This window comes from Kutzneria viridogrisea DSM 43870 (genome assembly GCF_000525635.1).
Taxonomy (GTDB): Bacteria; Actinomycetota; Actinomycetes; order Mycobacteriales; family Pseudonocardiaceae; genus Kutzneria; species Kutzneria viridogrisea.
The window spans coordinates 2,779,107-2,800,892 of sequence record NZ_CP007155.1; the positions used below are offsets into that span (position 1 = coordinate 2,779,107).

Consider the following 21,786-nt stretch of genomic DNA (forward strand, 5'->3'; position numbering starts at 1 on the left):
CAGCCGTGACCGAGGTCGCGGCGGTCGGCGACTCGGTGCTCACCGCCGTGGGCGAGGTCGTGGTCGGCAGGCGGCGCACCCTGCGGCTGGCGGTCGCCGCTGTGCTCGCCGGGGGACACGTGCTGCTGGAAGACGTGCCAGGACTGGGCAAGACCCTGATGGCGCGCAGCCTCGCCCAAGCACTGGGCCTGGAGTTCCGCCGTTTGCAGTGCACCCCGGACCTGCTGCCCGCCGACGTCACAGGCTCCTTCCTGTACGACCCGGCCGGACGCGAGTTCACCTTCCGGCACGGCCCGGTGTTCGCCGGGCTGCTGCTCGCCGACGAGATCAACCGCACCCCGCCGAAGACCCAGTCGGCGCTGCTGGAGGCCATGCAGGAACGCCAGGTCACCGTCGAGGGCCGGACTTTTCCCCTGCCCAGGCCGTTCCACGTGCTGGCCACCGCGAATCCGGTTGAGTACGAAGGCACCTACCCGTTGCCCGAGGCTCAGCTGGACCGGTTCCTGCTGCGACTGGACGTGGGCTACCCACCCGCCGCCGAGGAGCTGGAGGTGTTGCGCCGCAGGCTTTCCCGCCAGCGCGAGGAGACCGAGATCGCAGCCGTGGTGGACGCCGCGCAACTGGCCCGCCTGCAAGCCGGGGTGGAGCAGGTCCGGGTGGACGAGGACGTGCTGCGCTACTGCGTGGACCTGGTCGCCGCCACCCGGCAGCACCCGGCCGTCGAGATCGGCGCCTCGCCGCGCGGTTCGCTCGCGCTGACGCTGGTGTCCCGCGCGCTCGCGGTGCTCGACGGGCGCGACTTCGTCGTTCCCGAGGACGTCAAGGAGTGCGCCGTGGCCGGGTTGGCGCACCGGCTCACACTGCGTCCCGAGACCTGGACCTCCGGCACCACCGGCGTGGACGTGGTCACCGAACTGCTGGACAAGGTGCCCGGCCCGAGCAGCACCCGGGCTGCCCGGTGACGGTGCTCGCGCGGGCGAGGCGGGTCCGCGAGGCCCTGCTCGGCGGGCGCAACCAGACCTGGCACGCCACCGAGGCGCTGCGCCGCGGGCTGCTGCTCGGTGTCGGCCTGGTCGTGGCGGGTGTGTTGGCGCACAACGTGGTTCTCGCCCTGCTGGGCGCCCCGCTGCTCGCCGCCAGCGTGCTTGCCTTGTCCACCAAGCCCTCCGGAACGCCGAAGGTCACCGTGCTGCCGGTCGCACGGACCGGGGAGGCCGGTGAGACCGCGCTGGCCACCGTGCGGGTCGATCCGGGCCACGGCGCCGAGCTGCTCGCGATCAGGTTGCCGGACAAGGGAAATCCTGGACCCGGCCCGGTGCACCTGCTGCCCGCCTCGGTCGCGGAGATCGCCTGCGGGCTGTACCGGCGGGCCTGGGGCGAAGGCGTGGACCTGCGCCTGGACCACCTCGTCGCCGGTCCGGACGCGTTGATCGTGCACGGCCCGATGGTCGGCCGGGAGGTCAGCCGGGTGCTGCTGCCGCCCGTGCGGGAACTGCCCGCCGGGCCCGTTCCCGCCCGCCCCGCCGGGTTGGTCGGCGTGCACCGCTCGCGGCGGCCCGGCGACAGCACGGACCTGCGCACCATCCGCCCGTTCCAGCCCGGCGACCGGATGCGCCGGATCGACTGGCGTGTTTCCTTGCGCAGCAACGACTCCATGCCGTACGTGCGGGAGAACCACGCCGAGTCGGACGCCGATGTCGTGCTGGTGCTGGACACCCGGTTCGACGTGGCCGCCGAGATCGCGGACTGGTCGCTGCCCGCGCGCGGAGCCGCCGTGCGTCCCGGCGGCAGCCTGGACACCGCCGTGCGGGCCGCCGCCTCGCTGGCCGCGAGCTACCTGCGCCAGGGCGACCGGGTCGGTCTGGTCGACCTCGGCAGGCCGCGGCTGTACGTGCGGCCCGGGGCCGGTCGGCGGCAACTGCTGAGGCTGCGCAACCAACTCGTCGTCTGCGCGCGGTCCGCGGGCTGGTCCTCGCGGCCGGTGCTCAACGCCCACCAGGTGTCCGGCGGCGCGCTCGTCGTGGTGCTGTCCCCGTTCCTCGACGACGCCGTGGTCGGTGCCACCGCGCAGGCCGCTCGTCGCGGCAACCTCGTGCTGGCCGTGGACGTGCTGCCCGCTGAGTTGGTCGCCGAGCCCGAAGACCGTTGGGGGGAGCCGGTGCGGCAGATCATCACCCTGGAGCGGCGTGTTCGCCTGGACGCCTTGCGCGGTCACGGAATCGCGGTGCTGCCCTGGTCCAGTGCCGAACAGGGCCTGCACGTCCTGCGCCCCGGTGCGAGGCGGTCACGGTGACTGACGCGCTGATCAAGGTGTGTGGCCAGCGGGACTCGCGCTCCCGTGACCGGGACTCGCGCGCCGGTGTGCGGGACTCAGCCTCCTCAGGCCGGGATTCGCGCGCCCTTGGCCGGGACTCGCGCTCCCCAGAACGGGACTCGGGGTGGGGCGGGTGAGGGGGCGGGGCGTTCCGGGGTGGGGGTTGCGGGCGGCGGTCGGCGTGGTCGGCGCGTTGATCGTGCTTGTCCTTGCGGTGCAAGGGGTTACGGCTGTCCTGCTGGGACTGGTCGGGTTCGTCGCGGTGGCGGCTGTGGCGCTGCCGGGTTCGCCCGCTGCGATGCTGCTGATCGGCGTGTCGGCGGTGGCCACGGCGGTGTTGCCGGGTGAACCGTTGCGCTGGGAGGTGCTGGTGCTGATCCCGCTGGTGCACCTGCTGCACCTGAGCTGCGCACTGGCGGCGATCCTGCCGCGCGGGGGCAGGCTGCACCTGGCGGCGTTGCGCGCGCCGGTGCGCCGCTTCGCCTTCGTGCAGGCGGGCGCGTTCGGCCTGGCGGGGTTGGTGGCCCTGTTGCCCTCGGACCGGGCGGATCCGGTGGTCGAGGCGCTGGGGCTACTCGGCGCCGCTGGTCTGGTGCTGCTCGTCGCGGCGCTGCTGCGGGACCGCGATCGGGTCGGCTGACCGCCTGCGCCCGGCCAGTGCCCGCGCGGTCCCGATCAGCAGGGTGCCGACCGTGGTGCCGACGAGCACCCAGTAGGAGTCCACAAGCGACTGTCCGGCCGCGATGACCACGCCGACCCCGTTGCCGTGGCCGGGCGCGGTCATGGCCAGCACCACCGCGGCCATCACCAGCGGCGGCTGCACGACCGGGCCGAACAGGTTGCGCCTGCGCACCAGGCACACGGCCAGTAGGCACCCGGCCACGTAACCGCACTGGAACACGGGTCCGAGCTTGTGATTGACCTGGTTGTCCAGTACGGCGGCGAGTACTGTGGTGCCCAGCGCGAGCAATACCGCAACCCACCACCGCAGTCCAGTGGCCCTGCCCTTCAGTTCCTCCACGACTGGATGACGCAGATGTCGGCCGAGTGGTTGCACGGCCGCACGATCAGGGGATCGACCGGGTGGGACGGCCGCGGTGGCGGCATCCTGGACCCGGGTCGGTGGTCGGAGGGACGGGACGCGTGGAGCACCGTGCTGGACGGGTGGCGCTGGGCGCCGCCAAGATCATTGTGACGATGGCCTCGGTGGGTGTGGTCGTGCTGGGCTGCTACGGCTGGACCGTGGTGCGCCAGGTGCAGACCGGCACCGCGACCGACAACGTGATCGCCCCGCCCTCGGCGAGCACGACACCGGTGCCGAAGGCGCCCGGACAGGACATGAACATCCTGCTGGTCGGCCTGGACAGCCGCACCGACGCGCACGGCAACCCGCTGCCGCGCTCGGTGCTCGACGCGCTCAACGCGGGGACGGACGACGGGCAGCTCAACACCGACACGCTGATCGTGGTGCACGTGCCGGGGGACGGCGGCGCGGCCAGTGCGGTCTCGATCCCACGTGACTCCTATGTGGACATCGCGGGCGGCTTCGGCAAGCACAAGATCAATTCTGCCTACGCCTACGGCATGAACGCCGAGGCCGACCGGCTGCGCGCGCAGGGCGACACCGACCAGGCCGCGATCGGCAGGCAGTCGCTGACCGCGGGGCGGCGCAACCTGGTGCAGACGGTGCAGAACTTCACCGGGGTCAGCATCGACCACTACGCCGAGGTCAACCTGTACGGTTTCGACCAGATCAGCCAGGCGCTGGGCGGGGTCCCGGTCTGCCTGAACAAACCAGTGCACGACTCGTACTCGGGTGCGGACTTCGCCGCGGGGGAGCAGACCCTGTCCGGGGTCCGTGCGCTGCAATTCGTGCGGCAGCGCCACGGGCTGGCCAACGGGGACCTGGACCGCGAGCGCAGGCAGCAGGCCTTCCTGGCCTCGGCGGCACACCAACTGCTGTCGGCGGGCACGTTGACCGATCCCGGCAAGCTGTCGGCGATCATCACGGCGGTGCAGAACGCCGTGGTCGTCGACCAGGGCTGGGACCTGTTCCAGTTCGCACAGCAGGTGCAGGGCATCGCCGGGGCGAACATCACCTTCGACACGATCCCGGTCGTGGACATCGCCTACTGGACGCCTGCCGACGGGGTCGCCGTGCAGGTGGACCCGGCGCAGGTGCGGGCGTTCGTGGCGGGCCGGTTCGACCGGGCGAAGCCCACGAGCACCACGCCGCCGTCGTCGTCGAGCAGCACCCCGGCGACCTCCTCGAAGCAGGCTCCGCCCAGTTCCTCAACGGCACCGCCACCGGTCACCGCGAGCGGGGTCACCTGCGTCGATTGACAGGTGCCCGGGGTCACATTAGGTTCCACGGCGTCTTCGGATACGTGAAGTGTATTCATGTATGTGAACACCGTGGGAGGGTGTCATGCCGCTCAACCGCAGGGGTCTGCTCCAGGCCGGTGCCGTGGCCGCGCTGGTCTCGGCCGTGGGCGGCACGCGTGCCGCCGCGGCCACACAGGCCACCGACGCCGAGCGGATCATCGCCGCCTACCGGGAGTTGCAGGTCGGGGCCAACCGGGACTCCGCGGCCCGCCGCGGTGCGGTCGCCGCCCTGGACCAGGCCGCCGTGCAGTACGAGGCGGCCATGACCGTGACCGGGGACCAACTGTGGGCCGACCTGCCCACCGGGCCGGGCAGCACCTACTTCCCCACGATGTACTACCGGCTGCGCACGATCGCCGTGGACTGGGCGACGGCGGGTTCGGCCCTGTCGTCCAGACCCGACCTGCCCGCGCGGTTGGCCACCGCACTGGAGACCTTGTACCGCACCGAGTACAACGAGAACACCGCCGAGATCGGTAACTGGTACTCCTACGAGATCGGTGTGCCGTACTGGCTTGTGCAGACCCTGGTCTGCCTGACCGACCACCTGTCCGAAGTGGACTTGCGGCGCTACCTGCGGCCGGTGCTGCGTTTCGTGGCCGATCCCAACCGGCGCACCGCGACCCCCGGGCTGGTGGAGACCGGTGCGAACCGCGCGGACAAGTCGCTGATCGCCGTGGTCTCCGGTGCGCTCAACGGGGACCCGGCCCGGGTGGCGGCCGGGATCGCCGCCGTCACCGACACCGCCGGCGGTGGGGCGGCCAACCTGGTCGCCAGGGTCACCAGCGGGGACGGCTACCACCCGGACGGTTCGTTCATCCAGCACGACGTGGTGCCCTACCCGGGCCACTACGGGCTCGTGCTGCTCTCCGCCCTGGCCGGGCTGATCCACGTCACCGAGGGCACGGCCACCCAGCTGTCCGCCGAGGTCAGGCAGAAGGTCTGCGAGACCGTGGCCGACGTGTACGCGCCCTTCGTGTTCGCGGGCTCCATGATGGAGCCGGTGCGCGGCAGGATGCTGTCCCGCCAAGGGGAAACCGCCTTCGACGCCGGTCACCAGCTGACCGCGGCCGTGGTGTTGCTGGCCAGGCACGCACCCGAGCCGACCCGCGGCGCGCTGACCGCGCTGGCGGCTCGGTGGATCAAGGACGACACCTGGGCGCCGTACCTGGCGGTCACCGATGTCAAGCGCTTCTCCGGTGGGCTCCAGCCGGTCGGCGTGCCCGAGGTGGAGTACGCCGAGCAGTTGCTCGCCGAGGGGCGCCGCGCGGCCGAAGTCGTTGCGGCACACCGGGTCTTCCCACAGCAGGACCGGATGGTGCACGTGACCCCGCGCTGGTCGGCCTCGCTCGGGGTCGGCTCGACGCGGATCTGCCGGTACGAGTCGGTCAACGGCATGAACCTGCACGGCTGGTACACCGGGGACGGGGTGCTCTACACCTTCCTGCCGGGGGACCAGGGCCACTACAGCGATGCCTACTGGCCGACCGTGGACCCGGCCGCACTGCCCGGTACGACGGTGAAGGACGGGCAGCCGCCCGCTTTGCAGGCCACGCCGACCACGAGCAGGTCCTGGGTGGGTGGCGCCCGCTGGGACGCCGAGCACGGGGCGCACGGCCTGGACCTGGTGTCCCAGGACGGCACGCTCACCGCGCGCAAGTCCTGGTTCTTCACGCCCGAGGGCGTGCTGTGCCTGGGCGCCGGGATCACCGACGGCTCCGGCGCCGCCGTGCACACCACGATCGAGAACCGCAACCTCGGCGCCAACGGCACCCGCCGGTTGCTGGTCGACGGCCGCCCGCTGACCGACGGGCAGCCCACGGAGGCGCACTGGCTGCACCTGGACGGCGTGGCCGGGTATGTGTTGCTGGACAAGGCGAAGCTCACGCTCAAGCGTGAGGACCGCACCGCGAGCTGGTTCGACGTGGACACCGGTGCGAACACGCACGGCACCACTGTGCCGTACACGCGGCGGTACCAGAAGGTGCTGATCGAGCACGGCGTGAAGCCCACCGGTGCCAGCTACGCGTACGCCGTGCTGCCGGGCGCGAGTCCTTGGCAGACAGCGGCTTTGTGTGGCCGGTGGCGAGTACTGGCCAACACCGCCGAGGTGCAGGCCGCCCAGTTGTCCCGAGACCTGGTCGCCGCCTCGTTCTTCGCCGCGGGGGCGGTGCGCCAGGTGGCGGTGAGCGGGCCCGCCGCCGCGGTGTGGGGCCGGGACCGGTCCGGATGGACCCTGGCGATCGCCGACCCCACGCAGCAGCAGGACACGATCCGGGTCACCGTGACCGGAGTGGGCCGTCACCTGGTCAAGTCGGATCCGAGTGTGGTCGTGGTGTCGGCGGGGCGCCAACTGGTGCTGGACGTGAAGGTGGCCGGTTCACGTGGCGCCACGCACTCGGTCACGATCAGCTAGTCGTTCTAGTCGTTGCGCATCAACAGCATCGTGACAAAACCGAGTGTTCCTCTATAACCGTTGAGCCAGGCGGTGCGATGCCGGGCGGCTTCCTCCAGGGCGTCCGCCGCCGCCTCGTGCCCGGGGTTGGTCAGCGCCCACCGGGTCAGCGAGCCGGTCCAGTTCCACTCGTAGTCGTCCCACTCGTCCAAGGTGCTGGTGTGCGCGTAGACCACCTGCCACCCCAGCTTCTCCACCAGCTCCACGGTGCCGTGCAGGTCGCGGTACTCCTCGGCGGTGCAGTCCAGTGCCCGCAACGTCGCCTCACCCGGCGGCCGCTCCCAGAAGCCGTCGCCGATCAGCATGGTCCCGCCCTCGGCGAGGTGTTCGGCGCAGCCGAGCACGGTCTCACGCAGCCCGCCGAAAGCGTGCGTGGCACCCACACAGAACACCGCGTCGGCCCTGCGCTCGCAGCGGTACTCCTTGGCGTCCAGGCAGTGCAGGGTCAGCCGGTCGGCCAGGCCGAGCTCCTCGGCGGACCGGCGGGCCGCCTCGACGGTGCGCGGACCTGAGTCCACGCCGACCCCGGTCGTGCCGGGACGCTCGGCAAGCAGCCGTTGCAGCCAGGTGCCGGTACCGCAGCCCAGGTCCAGCACGTGCGAGTCCGGCGCGACCACGGCCCGGGCCATCAGCTTGTGCACGTTCGCGTCGTTGACCGGCGCCGAGATCGGGTGATCGGCGTGTGCCAGCATTCCCCTGAGTTCACGATCCACGCCTCACGGTATCCGGGGAGACAACCAGTTTTCGGCCGCCGCCGTCGCACTCGGCGCACGATCGCGCTGGTCTGTGGACAAGTTCGGGTTCGAGCTCCAAAGGGCGAGGAGGCGGCGGCTCCGCCCGAACTGCTCGGATTCGGAGTACGCGAGAAAATCCGCTCGAATTGCCGCGTGGCTGGTTTGTAACAGGCCTCGCACCGCGTAAGCTGAAGAGTGAGTCCGCGATGGTGCGTGGCTCTGCCCAGGACTTACCGCAACGGAGTGACCATGGCACAGAAGACCATCGTTCAGCTCATCGATGACCTCGATGGTGGCGAGGCCAGTGAGAGCGTGACTTTCGGGCTCGACGGTGTCGAGTACACCATCGATGTGTCTGACACCAACGCCACGCGGCTGCGGGAACTGTTGGCCCCCTTCGTCGAGAAGGCGCAGCGCCTCGGTGGTCGCAAGCAGCGCGGCGGCTCGACCAGGACCGCTGTGAAGGCCGGTGGTGATCGCGCGCAGAACCAGGCGATCCGCGAGTGGGCGCGCAGCCAGGGCGAGACCATTTCCGACCGGGGTCGTATCCCGGCCGACCTGGTGCACCGCTTCGAGGCGGCGCACGGGGCCTGAGGCCCGATTCTTCTCCGGCGACCGACCCGTCTTTCCCCCGTTCGGGGGAAGGTGGGTCGGTCGTTTTTGTGTCCGATTCGACAATGACCGCCGAACGCGTCGTCAGTTCGCTTCCAGCAGGTACGCGGTTGCCCACCAGTAGTCGTACAACGCTTCCGGTTCGGCCACCCGGAATCCCGCGGCGAGCAGGTCGGCAGTCCAGTCGGCAACGCCCTGTTCGGTGTGCAGCCGGTCCGTTCCGGGGCGCAGCGCGTCCAGCAGCACCGGCACCAGGAAACCCTGGCGCACGAGGTTGCCCGCGCCGGGATACTCGGCCAGTCCCAGCTCGTAGCGGGTCAGTACCCGCTCGAACCAGCTCGGCTCCAGCGGGTGGGCCGTGCGGGGCACGTCGAACTCCACGAGCAGCAGCCGCTCGGTGCGTTCCCGCAGCCAGGACAGGGTGGCCACCCGTTCATCGGCCGGGATCGACAACATCGCGAAGGTCTCCTGCACCAGGTCCCAGCGCGCCGCCTCGGGCGGGTCGGCGAGGAATTGGTCCATGCGCTGCTCGAACGCCCGGAACGGCAGCCCGCGCGCGGTCAGCCCGGCAGCCGTCACCGCCAGCCGGGCCGCGGCCGGCTCCAGCACGTCCACCCGGCCGACCTGCCCGGTCAGCGCGGGCAGCAGGGCGAGCCCCTCGCCGGTGCCGAGGTCCAGCAGGCTGTCCGGCCGGTACCGCCGGTAGCGCTCGGCCAGTGCCCGGCGGGTCGCCTCGTACAGCGGCACGTTGCCGCCGCCGTGCACGAAGGCCGTGAACGCCTCCGGCGCGGAGTAGACCTCGGCCCGGTCCTCGGCCACCAGGTAGCGCAGGCACTCGGCGAACACCAGGCTGCCCGGGTCCGCCTCGTGCGCCCTGCGCACCAGGTCCACCGCCTGCCCGCGCCGCTGCTGGGCCAGGGCCACCACCGCGGCGTAGAACAGCTCCGGCCCGGTGCCCGCGGGTTCGCCCGCGCTGGCCCCGCTCCGGAATGCCGCCCACTGCTCGGTGATCGTCACGTCGCGTGCCCTAGCGGCCGATCGTGCGGCTGCGCCCGCGGAACTCGGCCAGCACCTCGCCGTCCTCCCTGCGGACCGTGACGTCGTAGATGCCGTTGCGGCCGTAGCTGGTCCGCTCCTGGGCCTGGGCCACCAGCACGTCACCCAGCCTGCCCGGCCCGATGAAGTTGATCTCGGCGCCCGCGGCCACCGTGACCGGCCCGTGGCTGTTGCACGCGCAGGCGAAGGTCGTGTCGGCCAGCAGGAACACGTAGCCACCGTGCGCGATGCCGTGCCCGTTGACCATCTGCTCGGTGATCCGCATCCGCGCCGTGGCCTGACCGGGGCCGGTCGCCAGCAGTTCGATGCCCAGGGCACGGGAGGCCTCGTCGGCGGCGAACATCACCTGCGCTGGTTCTTGATCTTGCTGTGACACGGGGCCAGTCAAGGGGTCGGTGTGCTCGCTGTCAAGCCGTGCTAGCGTCGACCACGTGCAGCGCGCCATGTCGACTACGACGCCGGAGAGTGTCCCGGCGCGCTGACAGCTGTCTTGACCGCGAAGCCCCGGGGCGAGTGCCCCGGGGCTTCCGCTTGTGGTCACTCGCCTCACCCCTGTGAGGAGACCACCGTGCACGACCACCGCAAGCTCGGCCGCGAACTGGACCTGTTCGACACCGACCCGCTGATGGGAGCGGGCCTGCCCTACTGGCTGCCGGACGGGGCGGTCGTGCGGCACACCCTGGAGGAGTACGTCCGCGAGGCCGAACGCCGCGCGGGCTACCGGCACGTGTACTCGCCGGTGCTCGGCAAACGCGAGCTGTACGAGATCTCCGGGCACTGGTCGCACTACAGCGAGGACATGTTCCCCCCGATGCGGCTGGGCGGGGAACAGGTCGTGCTGCGGCCCAGCCTGTGCCCGCACCACGCGCTGATCTACCGCTCCCGCGCGCACAGCTACCGCGAGCTGCCGCTGCGCATGGCCGAACTCGGCGGCATGTACCGCGCCGAGCTGTCCGGCGTGCTCGGCGGCCTGACCCGCGTCCGCGCGATCCAGCTCAACGACGCGCACATCTTCTGCACCCCCGACCAGGCCGTCGACGAGGCCCGCGCAGCCCTCGAGCTGATCCGCCAGGCGTACCGCGCGCTGGGCATCGAGGACGCCCGCTACCGGCTCTCGCTGCCCGGGGCTGGCGGCAAGTACGTGGCCGACCCCGCCCTGTGGCAGCGCGCCACCGCCCTGCTCGCCGAGGTGCTCGACGGCTCCGGCGTGCCCTACGAGGCCGTCGAGGGGGAGGCCGCCTTCTACGGCCCCAAGATCGACGTACAGGTCGCCGACAGCGCGGGCCGCGAGTCCACCCTGTCCACCGTGCAGATCGACTTCCACCAGCCCGCGCGCTTCGACCTGCACTACATCGGCCCGGACGGGGCCAAGCACCGGCCGGTCATGGTGCACCGCAGCGTGATCGGCAGCGTGGAGCGGGCCGTCGCGCACCTGATCGAGCGGCACGGCGGCGCCCTGCCCGCTTGGCTCGCGCCGACCCAGATCGCCGTGCTGCCCGTGTCCGAGGCCGAACTGCCCCAGGCCGCCGACCTCGTCCGGCGCTGCGTGGAACGTGGGCTGCGCGCCGAACTCGCCGGGCCGGAACAGGGCTCGCTCGGCGCCCGGATCCGCTCCGCGCGCCTGGTGCCGTACCAGGTGGTGATCGGCGCCAAGGAGGCCGCCGCCGACCTGCTCGCGCCCCGGCTGCGCTCAGGTCAACGGCTCGACGCCCTGCCCGCGAACCGGTTCCTGACCCGGGTCGAGGCACTGGTCGGCGCGCACAGCACCGATCTGTGGGACGCGTAGATCTCGCCCCGCCAATGTCGCGTGCCGTTCGCTGCGCGTCTCGGCGGTGCCACGAAGGTGCCGTTCAGGACGTTCAATGTCCCAAGGGGCACCTTTGTGACGTGCTGGGGTGGGGTGGCGGCTCAGCACTGGGTGCCGTGAAGGTGCCCTTTGGGACGCTCAGTGTCGTGAAGGGCACCTTTGGGACGTGGGCGCGTGGTTCGGGAGCCTGTTCTGGGCCCGTGCCGCCGTGTCGTCAAGGTGCCGTTCGGGACGTTCACCGTCGCAAAGGGCACCTTCATGGCAGTGGGGCGAGCGGGCCGCCGTGCGACGCGGCGCCCCGCCAATTGTCGCGTGCCGTTCAGGACGCTCAACGCCGCGAACGGCACGCGACACGCCTCAGAGCAGGCCGTGTTTGCGGACGTAGTCCTCGAAATCCGCTCCGGTGCACGGAAGGCGCATGCCGCTGTCCCGCAGCATGTCGACGAGTGTCCCCGCGGCAACGGGGGGCAGCCGGTCAGCCCGGCAGAACTGCGCCAGGAGCCACACCGTGCCGTGCACCCTCATGCCGTAGTTCCTGGCCACGCGAGTGGCTTCCCGGTCGTCGGTGATGGCGATGCCGTCACAGGACTCGGCAAAGGCGAACACCGATGCCTCGCCCGCGCCTCGTCCCTTGTGCCCCACGCGCCGCAACCACTTCGTGAAGACCCTGAGGTCCTCGACCCCGGAACTCGGGGCGACCTTGAGCCAGAGCAGTTCCAGAGCGGTGTCGGCGTGCGGGTTCTTCGCGGCCCCCTGCTTGATCTCTTCCCTGACAACGGTTGTCGTGTAGCAGTCGTAGTCGCTCAACAGATCACCGAGAACGTCCAGCCTCTCGATGATGGCGAAGTGCGAGATGCACATGGTGTCGAAGACGAGAGTGTCGAACGGCCGCTCCGGCGACATGACTACGGTTCGACCTCCGCGTCCGGTTCGGCGGGCGGGAGGTCCTCGTCGGTGAGTTGGCCGTGCATCATCTCGACCAGGCGTGGCCAGGTGAGCTTGTTCTGCCGCCAGGCGCGCATGGCCCCACGCGCGTAACTGGGCGGCACCCGGACCGATTCCAGGTCCGGCTGCGGCGCCCAGCCCAGTGCGTCCATGATCTCGGCGTGTGTCGGGTTGTTCTGGCGCAACCTGGTCGCCACCTGCCTGTCGAGGCACTCGGCGTGCACCGCTTGGTGTATCGCGGTCGACCAGGAGGTGCGGTAGGTGGCTGCCAGGTGGATGAGCTTCTCTCGGGTCACGTGCGCTTGCGCGACCACTGCCGTGGGCAGCAGGAGCTCCGCCGCGAACGCGTCGATGACGGCTTCCCGGTCATCGCGCGAGGTGCTGATGCCGAGGTCCGTCGAGTACTCGTCGGCCAGTACCAGGTGACCCAGTTCGTGCGCGCCGGTCGCCCGTCGGCGTCCCGGATCGCCGCTCTTGCTCACCACCGCCACCGCGACGTCCCCGTCGACCAGTGAGGCGCCGTCTCCGGGCAGTTCGGTCACCAGCACCAACTGGCCCGCTCGTTCGCAGACCTCCATCAGTGTGCCGATCGGTTCGGTGCCGATGCCGAGCTGGTCCCGGAGCCAGCGGGCCGCCTCCCTGGCCCCCGCCTTGTCCTGGACCTTGCCCTGGTACCTGAGCACCGGGGGCGGTTGCAGCACGTCCAGTTCGATGAGCTGACGCACGTCCCGGAGCCACGCCTGGAGGGTTGCCTCAAGGCGGTACTGGTCCTGCGCCGCATCCGTCACGTAGTCACCCGCGACACGGGCGCGACGGGACATCACCTGTGGCGGTTCGCGTAGGAAGTGGTCCACGGGCACACCGAGGGCCGTGGACAACTTGATCAGTTCCAGGGCGTCGAGGCGGCGCCTGCCCGCCTCGATCTTCGCGATCATCGTGCGGTCCAGTGCGAGCTGTTGGCCGAGTTCGTCCTGGGACAGCCTGGCGGCGACGCGCGCTTCACGCACGCGCTCACCGACGCTCGCCCACTCCGAGGCCCCAGTCATGGTGCGATAATCGCACGTCCGGTGGTCCGGCAGGCTCTCCACAGCGCGCTGCCCATGGTTTGTCACTGTACTGTCTAATTGACAAAAAGTGGACACTTTGGTACCGTTTCGGCATGCAGACGCATTGAGCAGCGGTGTGCGCGGGAGTTCCTCCCGTGGGTCTTCGCCGGTCGAATGTGGCGAGGAGGCTGGATGTCGACCACCGTGGACGGATTGACCGCAGAGCTGAAGGTCGTTCGCAAAGGCCGGGGACTGCGCGGGATCGATGTCCACGACGTGGGGCCGAACCTGCGTGAGCTGTGCGGTGTTCTCGCCGAGGACAGTCCTCCCGTCGTGCGGGACAAGCTCGCGCGCCGGTTGACCGCCTCCGCCGATGGCCTGCCCGCGGACCTCCGGCTCGCCGTGCTGGCCGCGTTGTCACTGATCCCCGAGGTGGACAGCCCGTTCCTGAACGAGCGGGTCCAGTGGCTGTCCGGCCAATTCCAGCGCGACAGCCGAACGGTGCGGCGGAAGATCGATCAGGGCATCACGGCCCTCGCCGAGGCCGCGGCGTCTGGAATGGCGAGCACCGCGTTGCCCGGCGGCACGGTGAACGCGCGCTGGCACACACGTCACCTTCGGGCCGCCGTGGTGGTCGGCGCTCCCCGGATCGAGTCCTTCGAGGCCCGCCGGGTGCACGTGTCGGAGGACGGACTCGACGAGCTCGACCTCGCGATGACCGTACCGGCGCCCGCCTCGCTCAGCGGTACGGCCTCCCCCGCGGACCTGGGGGTCGACGTGCTCTTCGGTGGGCGACTGGTGGCGAAGCACATGGAATCCGCCGACCGGTTCGGCTTCCACCTGAGGCTTCCTCGCCCGCTGCGCGCGGGCGAGGAACACGAGTTCGCACTGCGGATCAAGCCCGCGCCGCACTGGGAGGTCGAGCCGCACTACGTCTGCGTCCCCAAGTACCCGTGCGACAGGTTCCAGCTCAGTGTCCGGTTCGCCGCAGGCACCATGCCACAGGCGGTTCACCTACTCGCGGGCGTGTTCCAGCGCGACGTGGACGACACGGGCCCGGTCGTCGGTGAAGCCGTGCGGCCAGATGCCGTGGGCGAGGTGCACGCGCAGTTCCGCGACCTCACCCCCGGGCTGGCCTACGGCCTGCGCTGGAGCCCCTGAGCCGCCTCCTCCTGCCCCACCAGGTGGTCGACCAGGCCGTAGTCGAGCGCCTCCTCGGCCTCGAACCAGCGGTCCCGGTCGGCGTCGGCGGTGATGCGCTGCACGGTCTGGCCGGTCTGCCGGGCGGTGATCTCCGCGATGCGCCGCTTCATCTTGCTGTAGACATCGGCTTGGATGGAGATGTCGGTGGCCGAGCCGCGGAGGCCCGCCGAGGGCTGGTGCATCACGATCCTGGTGTTGGGCAGCAGGTAGCGCTTGCCCGGTGTGCCGGAGGAGAGCAGGAACTGGCCCATGGAGGCGACGAAGCCCATGCCCCAGGTGGACACGTCCGGCTTGATCAGCCGCATGGTGTCGTAGATGGCCATGCCCGCGCTGACCGAGCCGCCGGGGGAGTTGATGTAGAAGGTGATGTCCCGCTCCGGATCCTCCGCGGCCAGCAACAGCAGTTGCGCGACGAGCCGGTTGGCCACCTCGTCGGTGACCTCCGAACCGAGGAACACGATGCGGTCACGCAGAAGCCGCTCGTAGACCGGGTCCTGGGAGGACTGCGCGCTTGCCAACTGACTCGTCATGTCTGCCGCCTTCGATCGGTGTCCGCTGCGGGATCGACCGTATTCGGGCGGGATCGGTGTGGGGTCGGGAGTTCGCCCACAGCGTGCGGCGTTCGCGGTCAGCTGATCCGGGTGGCGAACGGCTCGGTCACCAGCTCCCCGGGTAACCCGGCGGCGGCTGGCGGAACCGCTGGTGCTGCCTGGCGACCGCGAGCTTGATCTTGCCGAACCCGTACAGCAGGTAGCCCAGCACCAGCAGCGCGGCGATGAACCCGGTCACCGTTCCCGGGAAGCTGGACTTGGCCGGGTTGAGGAAGCTGCCGTACAGCTTGACCTTCGCGGCCACGAAGAAGATCAGGTACGCCAGCGGGAAGGCCAGCCAGGTGAGCGGGTGCCACCACTTGGCGGCGGCCTGGTTGCGGCCAACCGCCAGGAAGTCCACGAGCACCGCCAGCGGGGTCAGCACGTGCTCGAACAGCGACCACATCGGGGCGATCGAGCCGCGGATGATCACCAGGTAGGTCACGCACACCAGCAGGGCGAGCACCGTCATCGCCCCGCGCCACCACGGGGACACCGGTTCGTGCCGCCTGCCGCCGGTGAACAGCGGGTAGCACAGCAGTCCCGTGTAGACGATGCCGACGACCAGGCTGGCCTGCTGGCTCAACGCGAGCATCGGCTTGGAGAGCACGCTGACCGCGGCGCCGAACCCGGTGAACGCGCAGGCGACGATCACCAGCCGCCACAGGCTGACCCCGACCAGCACACCTGGCGGCACGCCCGGTTGGGGCGGCGGCTGCGGGAGGAACGGCGGCTGTGGGTACTGCTGGTAGTACTGGGGTTGCTGGTACGGCTGTTGCGGGTACTGCGGTGGTTGGTACTGCGGCGGCTGGTACGCCATGTCGCCCCCTGGGTGCTCGTTCCGGCTCATCATGCACCCTTTGCCCGCCATTGGTCTGCTGTTGTTAAGGTGTTGATCTCAACGTCGTGGCACCGGACGAGTGTGGCGCTGGCCGGTCGCAACCGGTGTCCCCGAGTGCCAGGAGTCGAGCCATGACGAGAACCCGGATGGCCGGGATCGTGCTGTCGGTCCTCGCGATCACCGCTGTCACCGCGCTGCCCTCGGCGAGCGCCGTGCCGGACGGTGCCGCGAAGGACGGCGCCGCAACCGCTGAGCAGCAGGCCCAGCGCGGTCCGCTGGTGATCGGCCACCGCGGCGCCTCGGGCTACCGGCCCGAGCACACCCTCGCCTCCTACGAGCTGGCCGCCAGGATGGGCGCCGACTACGTGGAGCCCGACCTCGTGTCCACCAAGGACGGTGTGCTGGTCGCCAGGCACGAGCCGGAGATCGGCGGCACCACCGACGTGGCGCGGCACCCCGAGTTCGCCGCCCGCAAGACCACCAAGCTGCTCGACGGCGTGCCGACCACTGGCTGGTTCGCGGAGGACTTCACCCTCGCCGAGCTCAAGACCCTGCGCGCGGTCGAGCGCATCCCCGCCGTGCGCCAGCACAACACCGTCTACAACGGGCGCTACCAGATCCCGACCTTCCAGGAGATCATCGACCTGGTGCGGCGGCTGGACCGGGAACTGCACCGCGACATCGGCATCTACCCGGAGACCAAGCACCCCACGTACTTCCGCAAGGCCGGGCTCGAGCTGGAGCCCAAGCTGGTCGAGGCCCTCAACCGCAACGGGCTCAACCGGCCCGGCGCCAAGGTGTTCGTGCAGTCCTTCGAGGTCGGCAACCTCAAGCAGCTGCACCGCCAGCTGCGGGTGCCGCTGATCCAGCTCACCTCGGCCACCGGCAAGCCCTTCGACTTCGTCGAGTCCGGTGACCCGCGCGGTTACGCCGAGATCACCTCCGCCGCAGGTCTGCGCGAGGTCGCCACCTACGCCCAGGGCATCGGCCCGGACAAGAACCAGGTCATCCCGCGCGACGCCACCGACCACCTCGGCCAGCCCACCTCGCTGGTCCGCGACGCGCACGCCGCCTGCCTGAAGGTGCACCCCTACACGTTCCGCCCGGAGAACACCTTCCTGCCCGCGGACTTCCGGTCCTCGGCCAACCCCGCCGACTACGGCAACCTGTTCGGTGAGATCGAGGCGTACCTCAAGGCCGGGGTCGACGGCTTCTTCACCGACACCGCCGACATCGGTGTCACCGCCCGCACGGAGTACCAGCAGCAGGGCTGACCGCCCTCAGCCGAGCTCGCGGGCCACGCGGTCCGCGAGCTCGGCGAACGCACACCTGGCGCACCCGCCCCGGGGCGCGGCCAGCGCCCGTCCGGGTGCGGTGGGCGCCTGCGCCGCACCGCCGCCCACCTGGCATCCTTGCCCCATGACCCGCAAGTTCTGCCTGGCCCAGGACCCCGACTCCGACGCGCTGCTCGCGGCCGACCCGGCTGCGCTGCTGCTGGGCATGATGCTCGACCAGCAGATCCCGATGGAGAAGGCGTTCAAGGGGCCGAAGGTCATCGCGGACCGGATGGGCGAGCTGGACGTGCACCGGATCGCGGCGGCCGACCCGGAGGAGTTCGCGGCCCTGTGCGCGACCCCGCCGGCGGTGCACCGGTTCCCGGGGTCCATGGCCAAGCGCTTGCAGGCGCTGTGCCAGGCCCTGGTTGAGGAGTACGAGGGCAAGGCCGAGGCCATCTGGAAGCGGGGCAGGCCGGACGGCGCCGAGGTGCTGCGCAGGCTCAAGGCGCTGCCGGGGTTCGGCGATCAGAAGGCGCGGATCTTCCTGGCCCTGTTGGGCAAGCAGTGGGGTGCGAAGCCCGCTGGCTGGCGTGAGGCCGCGGGGGCCTACGGCGAGGACGGGGCGCGGCGCAGTGTGGCCGATGTCGTGGACGCCGTCACGCTGGGCGAGGTCCGGGAGTTCAAGAAGGCGGCCAAGGCGGCGGCGAGGAAGTCCTGACCTGCTCCGGCAGGTGGCGGTCCTGCCGGAGCGCGACTCGGTCAGTGACAGGTCAGCACCGGCTCGGCCCAGTCCCCGTGATCGTGGCCAGGGCCGTCACCGGCCTCGTCCACGACCAGGTCCAGCACCTGCCCGCCGGTGGTCGCCAGGTCGAACGAGGCGGTCGGCGAGGTGCCGGTCAGCACCGGGGTCGTGCCGAGCACCTGGCCGTCGACCAGGACCCGGAACGACACCGAGCCAGCGCCGTTGGTCTCGTCGTCCACGCCGACCGTGGCGGTGAACCGGTCGCAACGGCCTGCCAGGTAGAACTGCGCGTCGCTGGGGGCGTTGGTGCCCAGACCGTGCTGGAACACCTTGCCCCGCAAGGTGATCGGCCGACCGTCACCCGGTTTGTCCTCACCGACGCTGGTGTCCCGCTCGATCGGGCCCCAGCCGTTGCTCGCGGACAGCCAGGGCAGGGCGCTGACCTGGTTGACCCCCGCTGGTGGCGCGGGCGGGACCATGCCAAGGACACGGGTGTCCCCGGCCGAACCCTCCCGGTACCGGACCTTCGCGGACACGGCGTTCACCTGCCGCACCGGACCGACCTTGACCGGCACGGTGAACTTCACCGACTGACCGCTGCCGATCGTGTGCACCACCGGCGGCGTCGCGGCACCGGCCGTCCAGCCCTCGGGCAGCGCCAGTGCGGCCGTGACCTCGGAAATGGGCCGTTTTCCTTGGGGCACGGTCACTGTCGCGGTGACCGTCGTCTGCTGCCCTGAGGTCACGGTGCCCGGCGTGTCCAGTGCCACGCGCACCGAGGACTCGGGCATCGCGTAGCGGCGGGCGTCGTAGCCGGGGCTCGGGTTGAGCGCCACCGTCAGCGGTGAGGCGTAGCTGCCGTAGTTGACCAGTCGGACCTTGCCGAGGCCGCCGGTGCTGCCGTCGGTGTTCCACACGGCGATGGCGATGCTGTTGGCCCCGTGCGGGTTCAGCACCCCGTTGGGGACGGGAAAGCTGTGCTGCGGCCCGGTGTCGTTGACGTACTGGCCCAGCTGCCAGCCGTTGACGAACAACAGTGCCCGGTAGTGGCGGGACGGGCTGTCCGCGATCTCCAGCCCGATCGAGGTGTCCTGGCCCTGCGGCAGGTTCAGCGTGGCGCTCGTGCGGTACCAGGACACGCCCGGGGTCGTGTCGTTGGCGGGCAACGAGACCCGGGCCCAGGACTGGTCCGGGTAGCCCGGCAGCGACCACCCGGCGCGCTCCCCGTAGAGCCCGCCGGTGTTGAGCGGACCGCGCACCGGGTCCAGGCCGTCCTCGCCGCCGCGGACGCCCTGTAGGCGCCAGGTGATCGGCGTCAGCGGGGCGCCGGTCAGCGCGGCACCGAGCAGCCCGCGTGCGGACTTGTTGCCGTTACTCGGGTTGTAGTCCTCGTCATGTCCCATGTTGACGGTCAGCACCGAGACCACGTTGTCGCCCTGACCGAGCACCGTGCCCGCAGGGAAGGCGAACTCGTGCCTGGCGTCGGCTGAGGAGCCGAGGAACCGGCCGTTGAGCCAGACCGACACGGTGCCCGCCGGTCCACCGCTCTGGCTGGACAGGGTGAGGCCGGTTTCCTTGCCGGAGGAGTGGAACCGGCCTCGGTACCAGGTGTTGCCGGTGTGGAAGTCGTAGTCGTCGGCGAACAGCACCGGCAGACTGGCCGGGGTGGTCTTGCTGTTCGTGGTGGTCTTGGTGGCCACCGGCCAGCTCGAGTCGTCGAAGCCCGGCTGGCTCTCCGGCGACTCCTGCTGGTGCCGCCAGTTGTCCAGTGCGGGCACGCTGACCGGCTTCGCGGTGGGCAGGGTCACCGCCAGCGTGCCGCTCGGCGTGCGCTGACCCTGAACCGGATTGCCGTTCCAGGACAGGGACTTCGCCGCGGTGAACACCTCGGCACCACCCTCGGTGTCGGTGTCCCCGGTGAGCGCGAGGCGATCACCCTCGCCGGTGGCGGTGCGCAGCAGGTGCGTGCCGCGCACGAGCACCGGGCCGCTCACGGTGTCCAGTCGCCAGAACGACTTGGCGCTGTCCTTGTCGGCGAGCAGCAGCAGGAGCGGTCGTGCCCCGCCGGTGATCAGCACGCGGGTGAGGCCCTGGTGGTCGTAGTCCAGCCGGAGATCACCGCGTTGAGCGTCCCAAGTGGACTGAGCCGTCCCGTCGAGCACCGTCACCGTGGGCTTGGCGGCGTAGTGCAGCACGGTCTCGCCCACCGTGCCGCGGTCGCCGTAGAGCACCGCCACGTCGCGGTCGCCGATCGTCGCGTTGGTCATGATCTCCGAGGTGGAGTACCGCATCGGGCTCGCGCCGAGGTCGTAGCCCGCCACGAGGATCTTCGACTGACGGCCGTCCAGGGTGATCGTGGCCTTGGGGTCCTGCGGCACCACCGGGTACCTGCCCGCGGTGCCGAGGTCCAGCACGAGGTGCGTGCTCGTCTTCGCGGTCGAGGTCGAGTCCTTGTGCCGCACCACGTGGAACTGGGTCCCGGTGTCCGGATTGGACCGAGCGGTGTCCACGATCTCCGGCGACTCGGGCTGCGCGACGGCCAGCTTGTCGGTCTTGGTCAGCGGGGCGACGGCCTGGGTGAAGTAGCCGATCAGCTTGTCCTGCGCGTACTTGGCGTCCAGCTGCCGCGACTCGGTGATCGCCGCGCCGTAGTCGTAGGAGGTGTAGTTCTGCGGGATCGCGCTCCAGCCCCAGGAGGTCCCGCCGTAGAGCATGTAGAAGCTCTGCGCGGTGGCGCCCACCGCGATGTTCTGCTTGTAGAACACGTCCGCGAACTGGTCGTTGATCAGCTGGGCGCACTTGCCGTAACCGGGACCGCCCCACGGGTCGAACGCGCCGCCCTGGAACTCCGCGGTGTAGAGCGGTTTTCCCGGCACGTGGTCGTAGGAGATGTCGGGGACCCCGTTCCACTTCGTCGGGTTCGAGCAGTCGAAGCCCTGCGGGTAGGAGTCGGCCCCGTCCACGTCCAGCGCCCCGTCCCCGGAGTTGAACGTGCCGTTGTTGTTGCCGGTCAGCGGGACCTTGATGCCGTCGGCCCGCGCCTTGGCCTCCAGGTGCGCCATGTAGGTGCGGCCGTCGGGCTTGCCGTTGTAGTACTCGTTCTCCACCTGGTAGGCGATCACCGTGCCGCGCCCGTCGGTGAGCTGGTGCCTGGCCAGGATCTGGTCGATGCGCCCCTGCCACTCGTCGGAGTACTTCAGGTAGGCCGGGTCGGCGGTGCGCGTGTTGCCCGGCCTGGTGCTCAGCCAGGTGGGGAAGCCCCCGCCGTCCACCTCCGCGTTGATGTAGGGCCCGGGCCGTGCGATCACGTACAGCCCGACCTCCGCCGCGATGTCGAGCAGCTTGTCCACGTCGCGCACCCCGGTGAAGTCGTAGCTGCCCTCCTTCGGCGAGTGGTAGCCCCAGTCGAAGTACAGCGAGGTCGCGTTGAAGCCCGCAGCCTTCATCTTCTGCAGCACGTCGCGCCACAGGTCCACGCTGGGCAGCCGGTAGTAGTGGAACTCGCCGGACCACAGGTAGGTCCGCTTGCCGTCGACGAGGAAGGAGTACCCGTCGTAGCTGACGCTGTGCTGGGCCCTCGGCTGCTCAGCGGCCTGCGCGGCCGGGGTGGGGCCGGGGTGGAGGAAGGACAGGACCAGCGCCGCGGCGACCAGCAGGGTCAGCACACGCGCGCGCCGAAGCGAAACCGGCAGGGTCATCTTTGACGCTCCGTTTCAACAAACCTCAACACTGTCGGTGTTCGTACGTGTCGGTTCTTGTTGATTCTTGCCTACCATGGC

Annotated in this window: 20 protein-coding genes; 10 read left to right on the top strand and 10 right to left on the bottom strand. The window is 70.5% G+C overall.

What is annotated here, in order from left to right:
- Positions 1–5 precede the first annotated feature (5 nt).
- The 3 genes from KALB_RS12620 to KALB_RS12630 all read left to right on the top strand — a co-directional run bounded on the left by KALB_RS12620 (position 6) and on the right by KALB_RS12630 (position 2,954).
- Entirely contained in the window at positions 6–962 is a 957-nt protein-coding gene (locus tag KALB_RS12620) for an AAA family ATPase (protein WP_148309453.1), read from the top strand.
- On the top strand, positions 959–2,293 hold the full coding sequence (locus tag KALB_RS12625; RefSeq protein ID WP_025356079.1) for a DUF58 domain-containing protein: 1,335 nt from the start codon (positions 959–961) through the stop codon (positions 2,291–2,293). The genes KALB_RS12620 and KALB_RS12625 overlap by 4 nt, the downstream gene beginning before the upstream one ends.
- 154 nt (positions 2,294–2,447) lie before the next feature.
- Entirely contained in the window at positions 2,448–2,954 is a 507-nt protein-coding gene (locus KALB_RS12630; protein WP_148309454.1) for a hypothetical protein, read from the top strand.
- On the opposite strand, the gene KALB_RS12635 is transcribed toward KALB_RS12630, so the two are convergent.
- Complete coding sequence (locus KALB_RS12635) at positions 2,886–3,335, bottom strand: DUF6542 domain-containing protein (RefSeq protein ID WP_148309455.1); 450 nt, start codon at positions 3,333–3,335, stop codon at positions 2,886–2,888. The two genes, KALB_RS12630 and KALB_RS12635, sit on opposite strands and share 69 nt — an antisense overlap.
- Before the next feature lie 122 nt (positions 3,336–3,457).
- Here KALB_RS12635 and KALB_RS12640 point away from each other — a divergent pair, with 122 nt between their 5' ends.
- Together KALB_RS12640 and KALB_RS12645 are read left to right on the top strand one after the other, a co-directional pair.
- On the top strand, positions 3,458–4,657 hold the full coding sequence (locus tag KALB_RS12640; protein ID WP_051913031.1) for an LCP family protein: 1,200 nt from the start codon (positions 3,458–3,460) through the stop codon (positions 4,655–4,657).
- Between the two features lie 85 nt (positions 4,658–4,742).
- The gene (locus KALB_RS12645; RefSeq protein ID WP_025356083.1) at positions 4,743–7,115 is read left to right on the top strand and encodes a polysaccharide lyase 8 family protein; all 2,373 of its coding nucleotides are present in this window, start codon (positions 4,743–4,745) and stop codon (positions 7,113–7,115) included.
- Positions 7,116–7,120: 5 nt separating this feature from the next.
- On the opposite strand, the gene KALB_RS12650 is transcribed toward KALB_RS12645, so the two are convergent.
- A complete protein-coding gene (locus KALB_RS12650) occupies positions 7,121–7,867 on the bottom strand; it encodes an SAM-dependent methyltransferase (RefSeq protein ID WP_025356084.1) in 747 nt (248 codons plus the stop codon).
- Between the two features lie 270 nt (positions 7,868–8,137).
- On the opposite strand from KALB_RS12650, the gene KALB_RS12655 reads away from it, so the two are divergent.
- On the top strand, positions 8,138–8,482 hold the full coding sequence (locus tag KALB_RS12655; RefSeq protein ID WP_025356085.1) for a histone-like nucleoid-structuring protein Lsr2: 345 nt from the start codon (positions 8,138–8,140) through the stop codon (positions 8,480–8,482).
- A gap of 102 nt (positions 8,483–8,584) precedes the next feature.
- On the opposite strand, the gene KALB_RS12660 is transcribed toward KALB_RS12655, so the two are convergent.
- Complete coding sequence (locus KALB_RS12660) at positions 8,585–9,517, bottom strand: hypothetical protein (RefSeq protein ID WP_025356086.1); 933 nt, start codon at positions 9,515–9,517, stop codon at positions 8,585–8,587.
- A 10-nt stretch (positions 9,518–9,527) separates the two neighbouring features.
- Entirely contained in the window at positions 9,528–9,899 is a 372-nt protein-coding gene (gene paaI / locus KALB_RS12665; protein ID WP_025356087.1) for a hydroxyphenylacetyl-CoA thioesterase PaaI, read from the bottom strand.
- A 225-nt stretch (positions 9,900–10,124) separates the two neighbouring features.
- Between paaI and thrS the strand changes: the two genes are divergently transcribed.
- On the top strand, positions 10,125–11,342 hold the full coding sequence (gene thrS, locus KALB_RS12670) for a threonine--tRNA ligase (protein WP_025356088.1): 1,218 nt from the start codon (positions 10,125–10,127) through the stop codon (positions 11,340–11,342).
- 378 nt (positions 11,343–11,720) lie between these two features.
- On the opposite strand, the gene KALB_RS12675 is transcribed toward thrS, so the two are convergent.
- The gene (locus KALB_RS12675) at positions 11,721–12,266 is read right to left on the bottom strand and encodes a PIN domain-containing protein (protein WP_025356089.1); all 546 of its coding nucleotides are present in this window, start codon (positions 12,264–12,266) and stop codon (positions 11,721–11,723) included.
- Between the two features lie 2 nt (positions 12,267–12,268).
- On the bottom strand, positions 12,269–13,315 hold the full coding sequence (locus KALB_RS12680; protein WP_201771915.1) for a helix-turn-helix domain-containing protein: 1,047 nt from the start codon (positions 13,313–13,315) through the stop codon (positions 12,269–12,271).
- Between the two features lie 231 nt (positions 13,316–13,546).
- On the opposite strand from KALB_RS12680, the gene KALB_RS12685 reads away from it, so the two are divergent.
- Entirely contained in the window at positions 13,547–14,515 is a 969-nt protein-coding gene (locus KALB_RS12685; RefSeq protein ID WP_025356091.1) for a hypothetical protein, read from the top strand.
- Here KALB_RS12685 and KALB_RS12690 read toward each other — a convergent pair.
- Both KALB_RS12690 and KALB_RS12695 read right to left on the bottom strand, forming a co-directional pair.
- Positions 14,491–15,141, bottom strand: a complete 651-nt coding sequence (locus tag KALB_RS12690; protein WP_268872270.1) for a ClpP family protease — start codon at positions 15,139–15,141, stop codon at positions 14,491–14,493. The genes KALB_RS12685 and KALB_RS12690 overlap by 25 nt on opposite strands.
- 73 nt (positions 15,142–15,214) lie before the next feature.
- Positions 15,215–15,967 (bottom strand): hypothetical protein, encoded by a 753-nt coding sequence (locus KALB_RS12695; protein ID WP_025356093.1) that lies wholly within the window; start codon positions 15,965–15,967, stop codon positions 15,215–15,217.
- A gap of 152 nt (positions 15,968–16,119) precedes the next feature.
- Here KALB_RS12695 and KALB_RS12700 point away from each other — a divergent pair, with 152 nt between their 5' ends.
- The gene (locus tag KALB_RS12700) at positions 16,120–17,262 is read left to right on the top strand and encodes a glycerophosphodiester phosphodiesterase (RefSeq protein WP_025356094.1); all 1,143 of its coding nucleotides are present in this window, start codon (positions 16,120–16,122) and stop codon (positions 17,260–17,262) included.
- Positions 17,263–17,268: 6 nt separating this feature from the next.
- Here KALB_RS12700 and KALB_RS49820 read toward each other — a convergent pair whose 3' ends face one another.
- A complete protein-coding gene (locus tag KALB_RS49820) occupies positions 17,269–17,391 on the bottom strand; it encodes a hypothetical protein (RefSeq protein ID WP_268872248.1) in 123 nt (40 codons plus the stop codon).
- A gap of 16 nt (positions 17,392–17,407) precedes the next feature.
- Between KALB_RS49820 and KALB_RS12705 the strand changes: the two genes are divergently transcribed.
- Positions 17,408–17,983 carry an HhH-GPD-type base excision DNA repair protein gene (locus tag KALB_RS12705; protein ID WP_025356095.1) on the top strand — a complete coding sequence of 192 codons (576 nt, stop codon included), beginning with the start codon at positions 17,408–17,410 and terminating at the stop codon, positions 17,981–17,983.
- A 41-nt stretch (positions 17,984–18,024) separates the two neighbouring features.
- On the opposite strand, the gene KALB_RS12710 is transcribed toward KALB_RS12705, so the two are convergent.
- Entirely contained in the window at positions 18,025–21,705 is a 3,681-nt protein-coding gene (locus KALB_RS12710; RefSeq protein WP_025356096.1) for a beta-galactosidase, read from the bottom strand.
- Positions 21,706–21,786 lie beyond the last annotated feature (81 nt).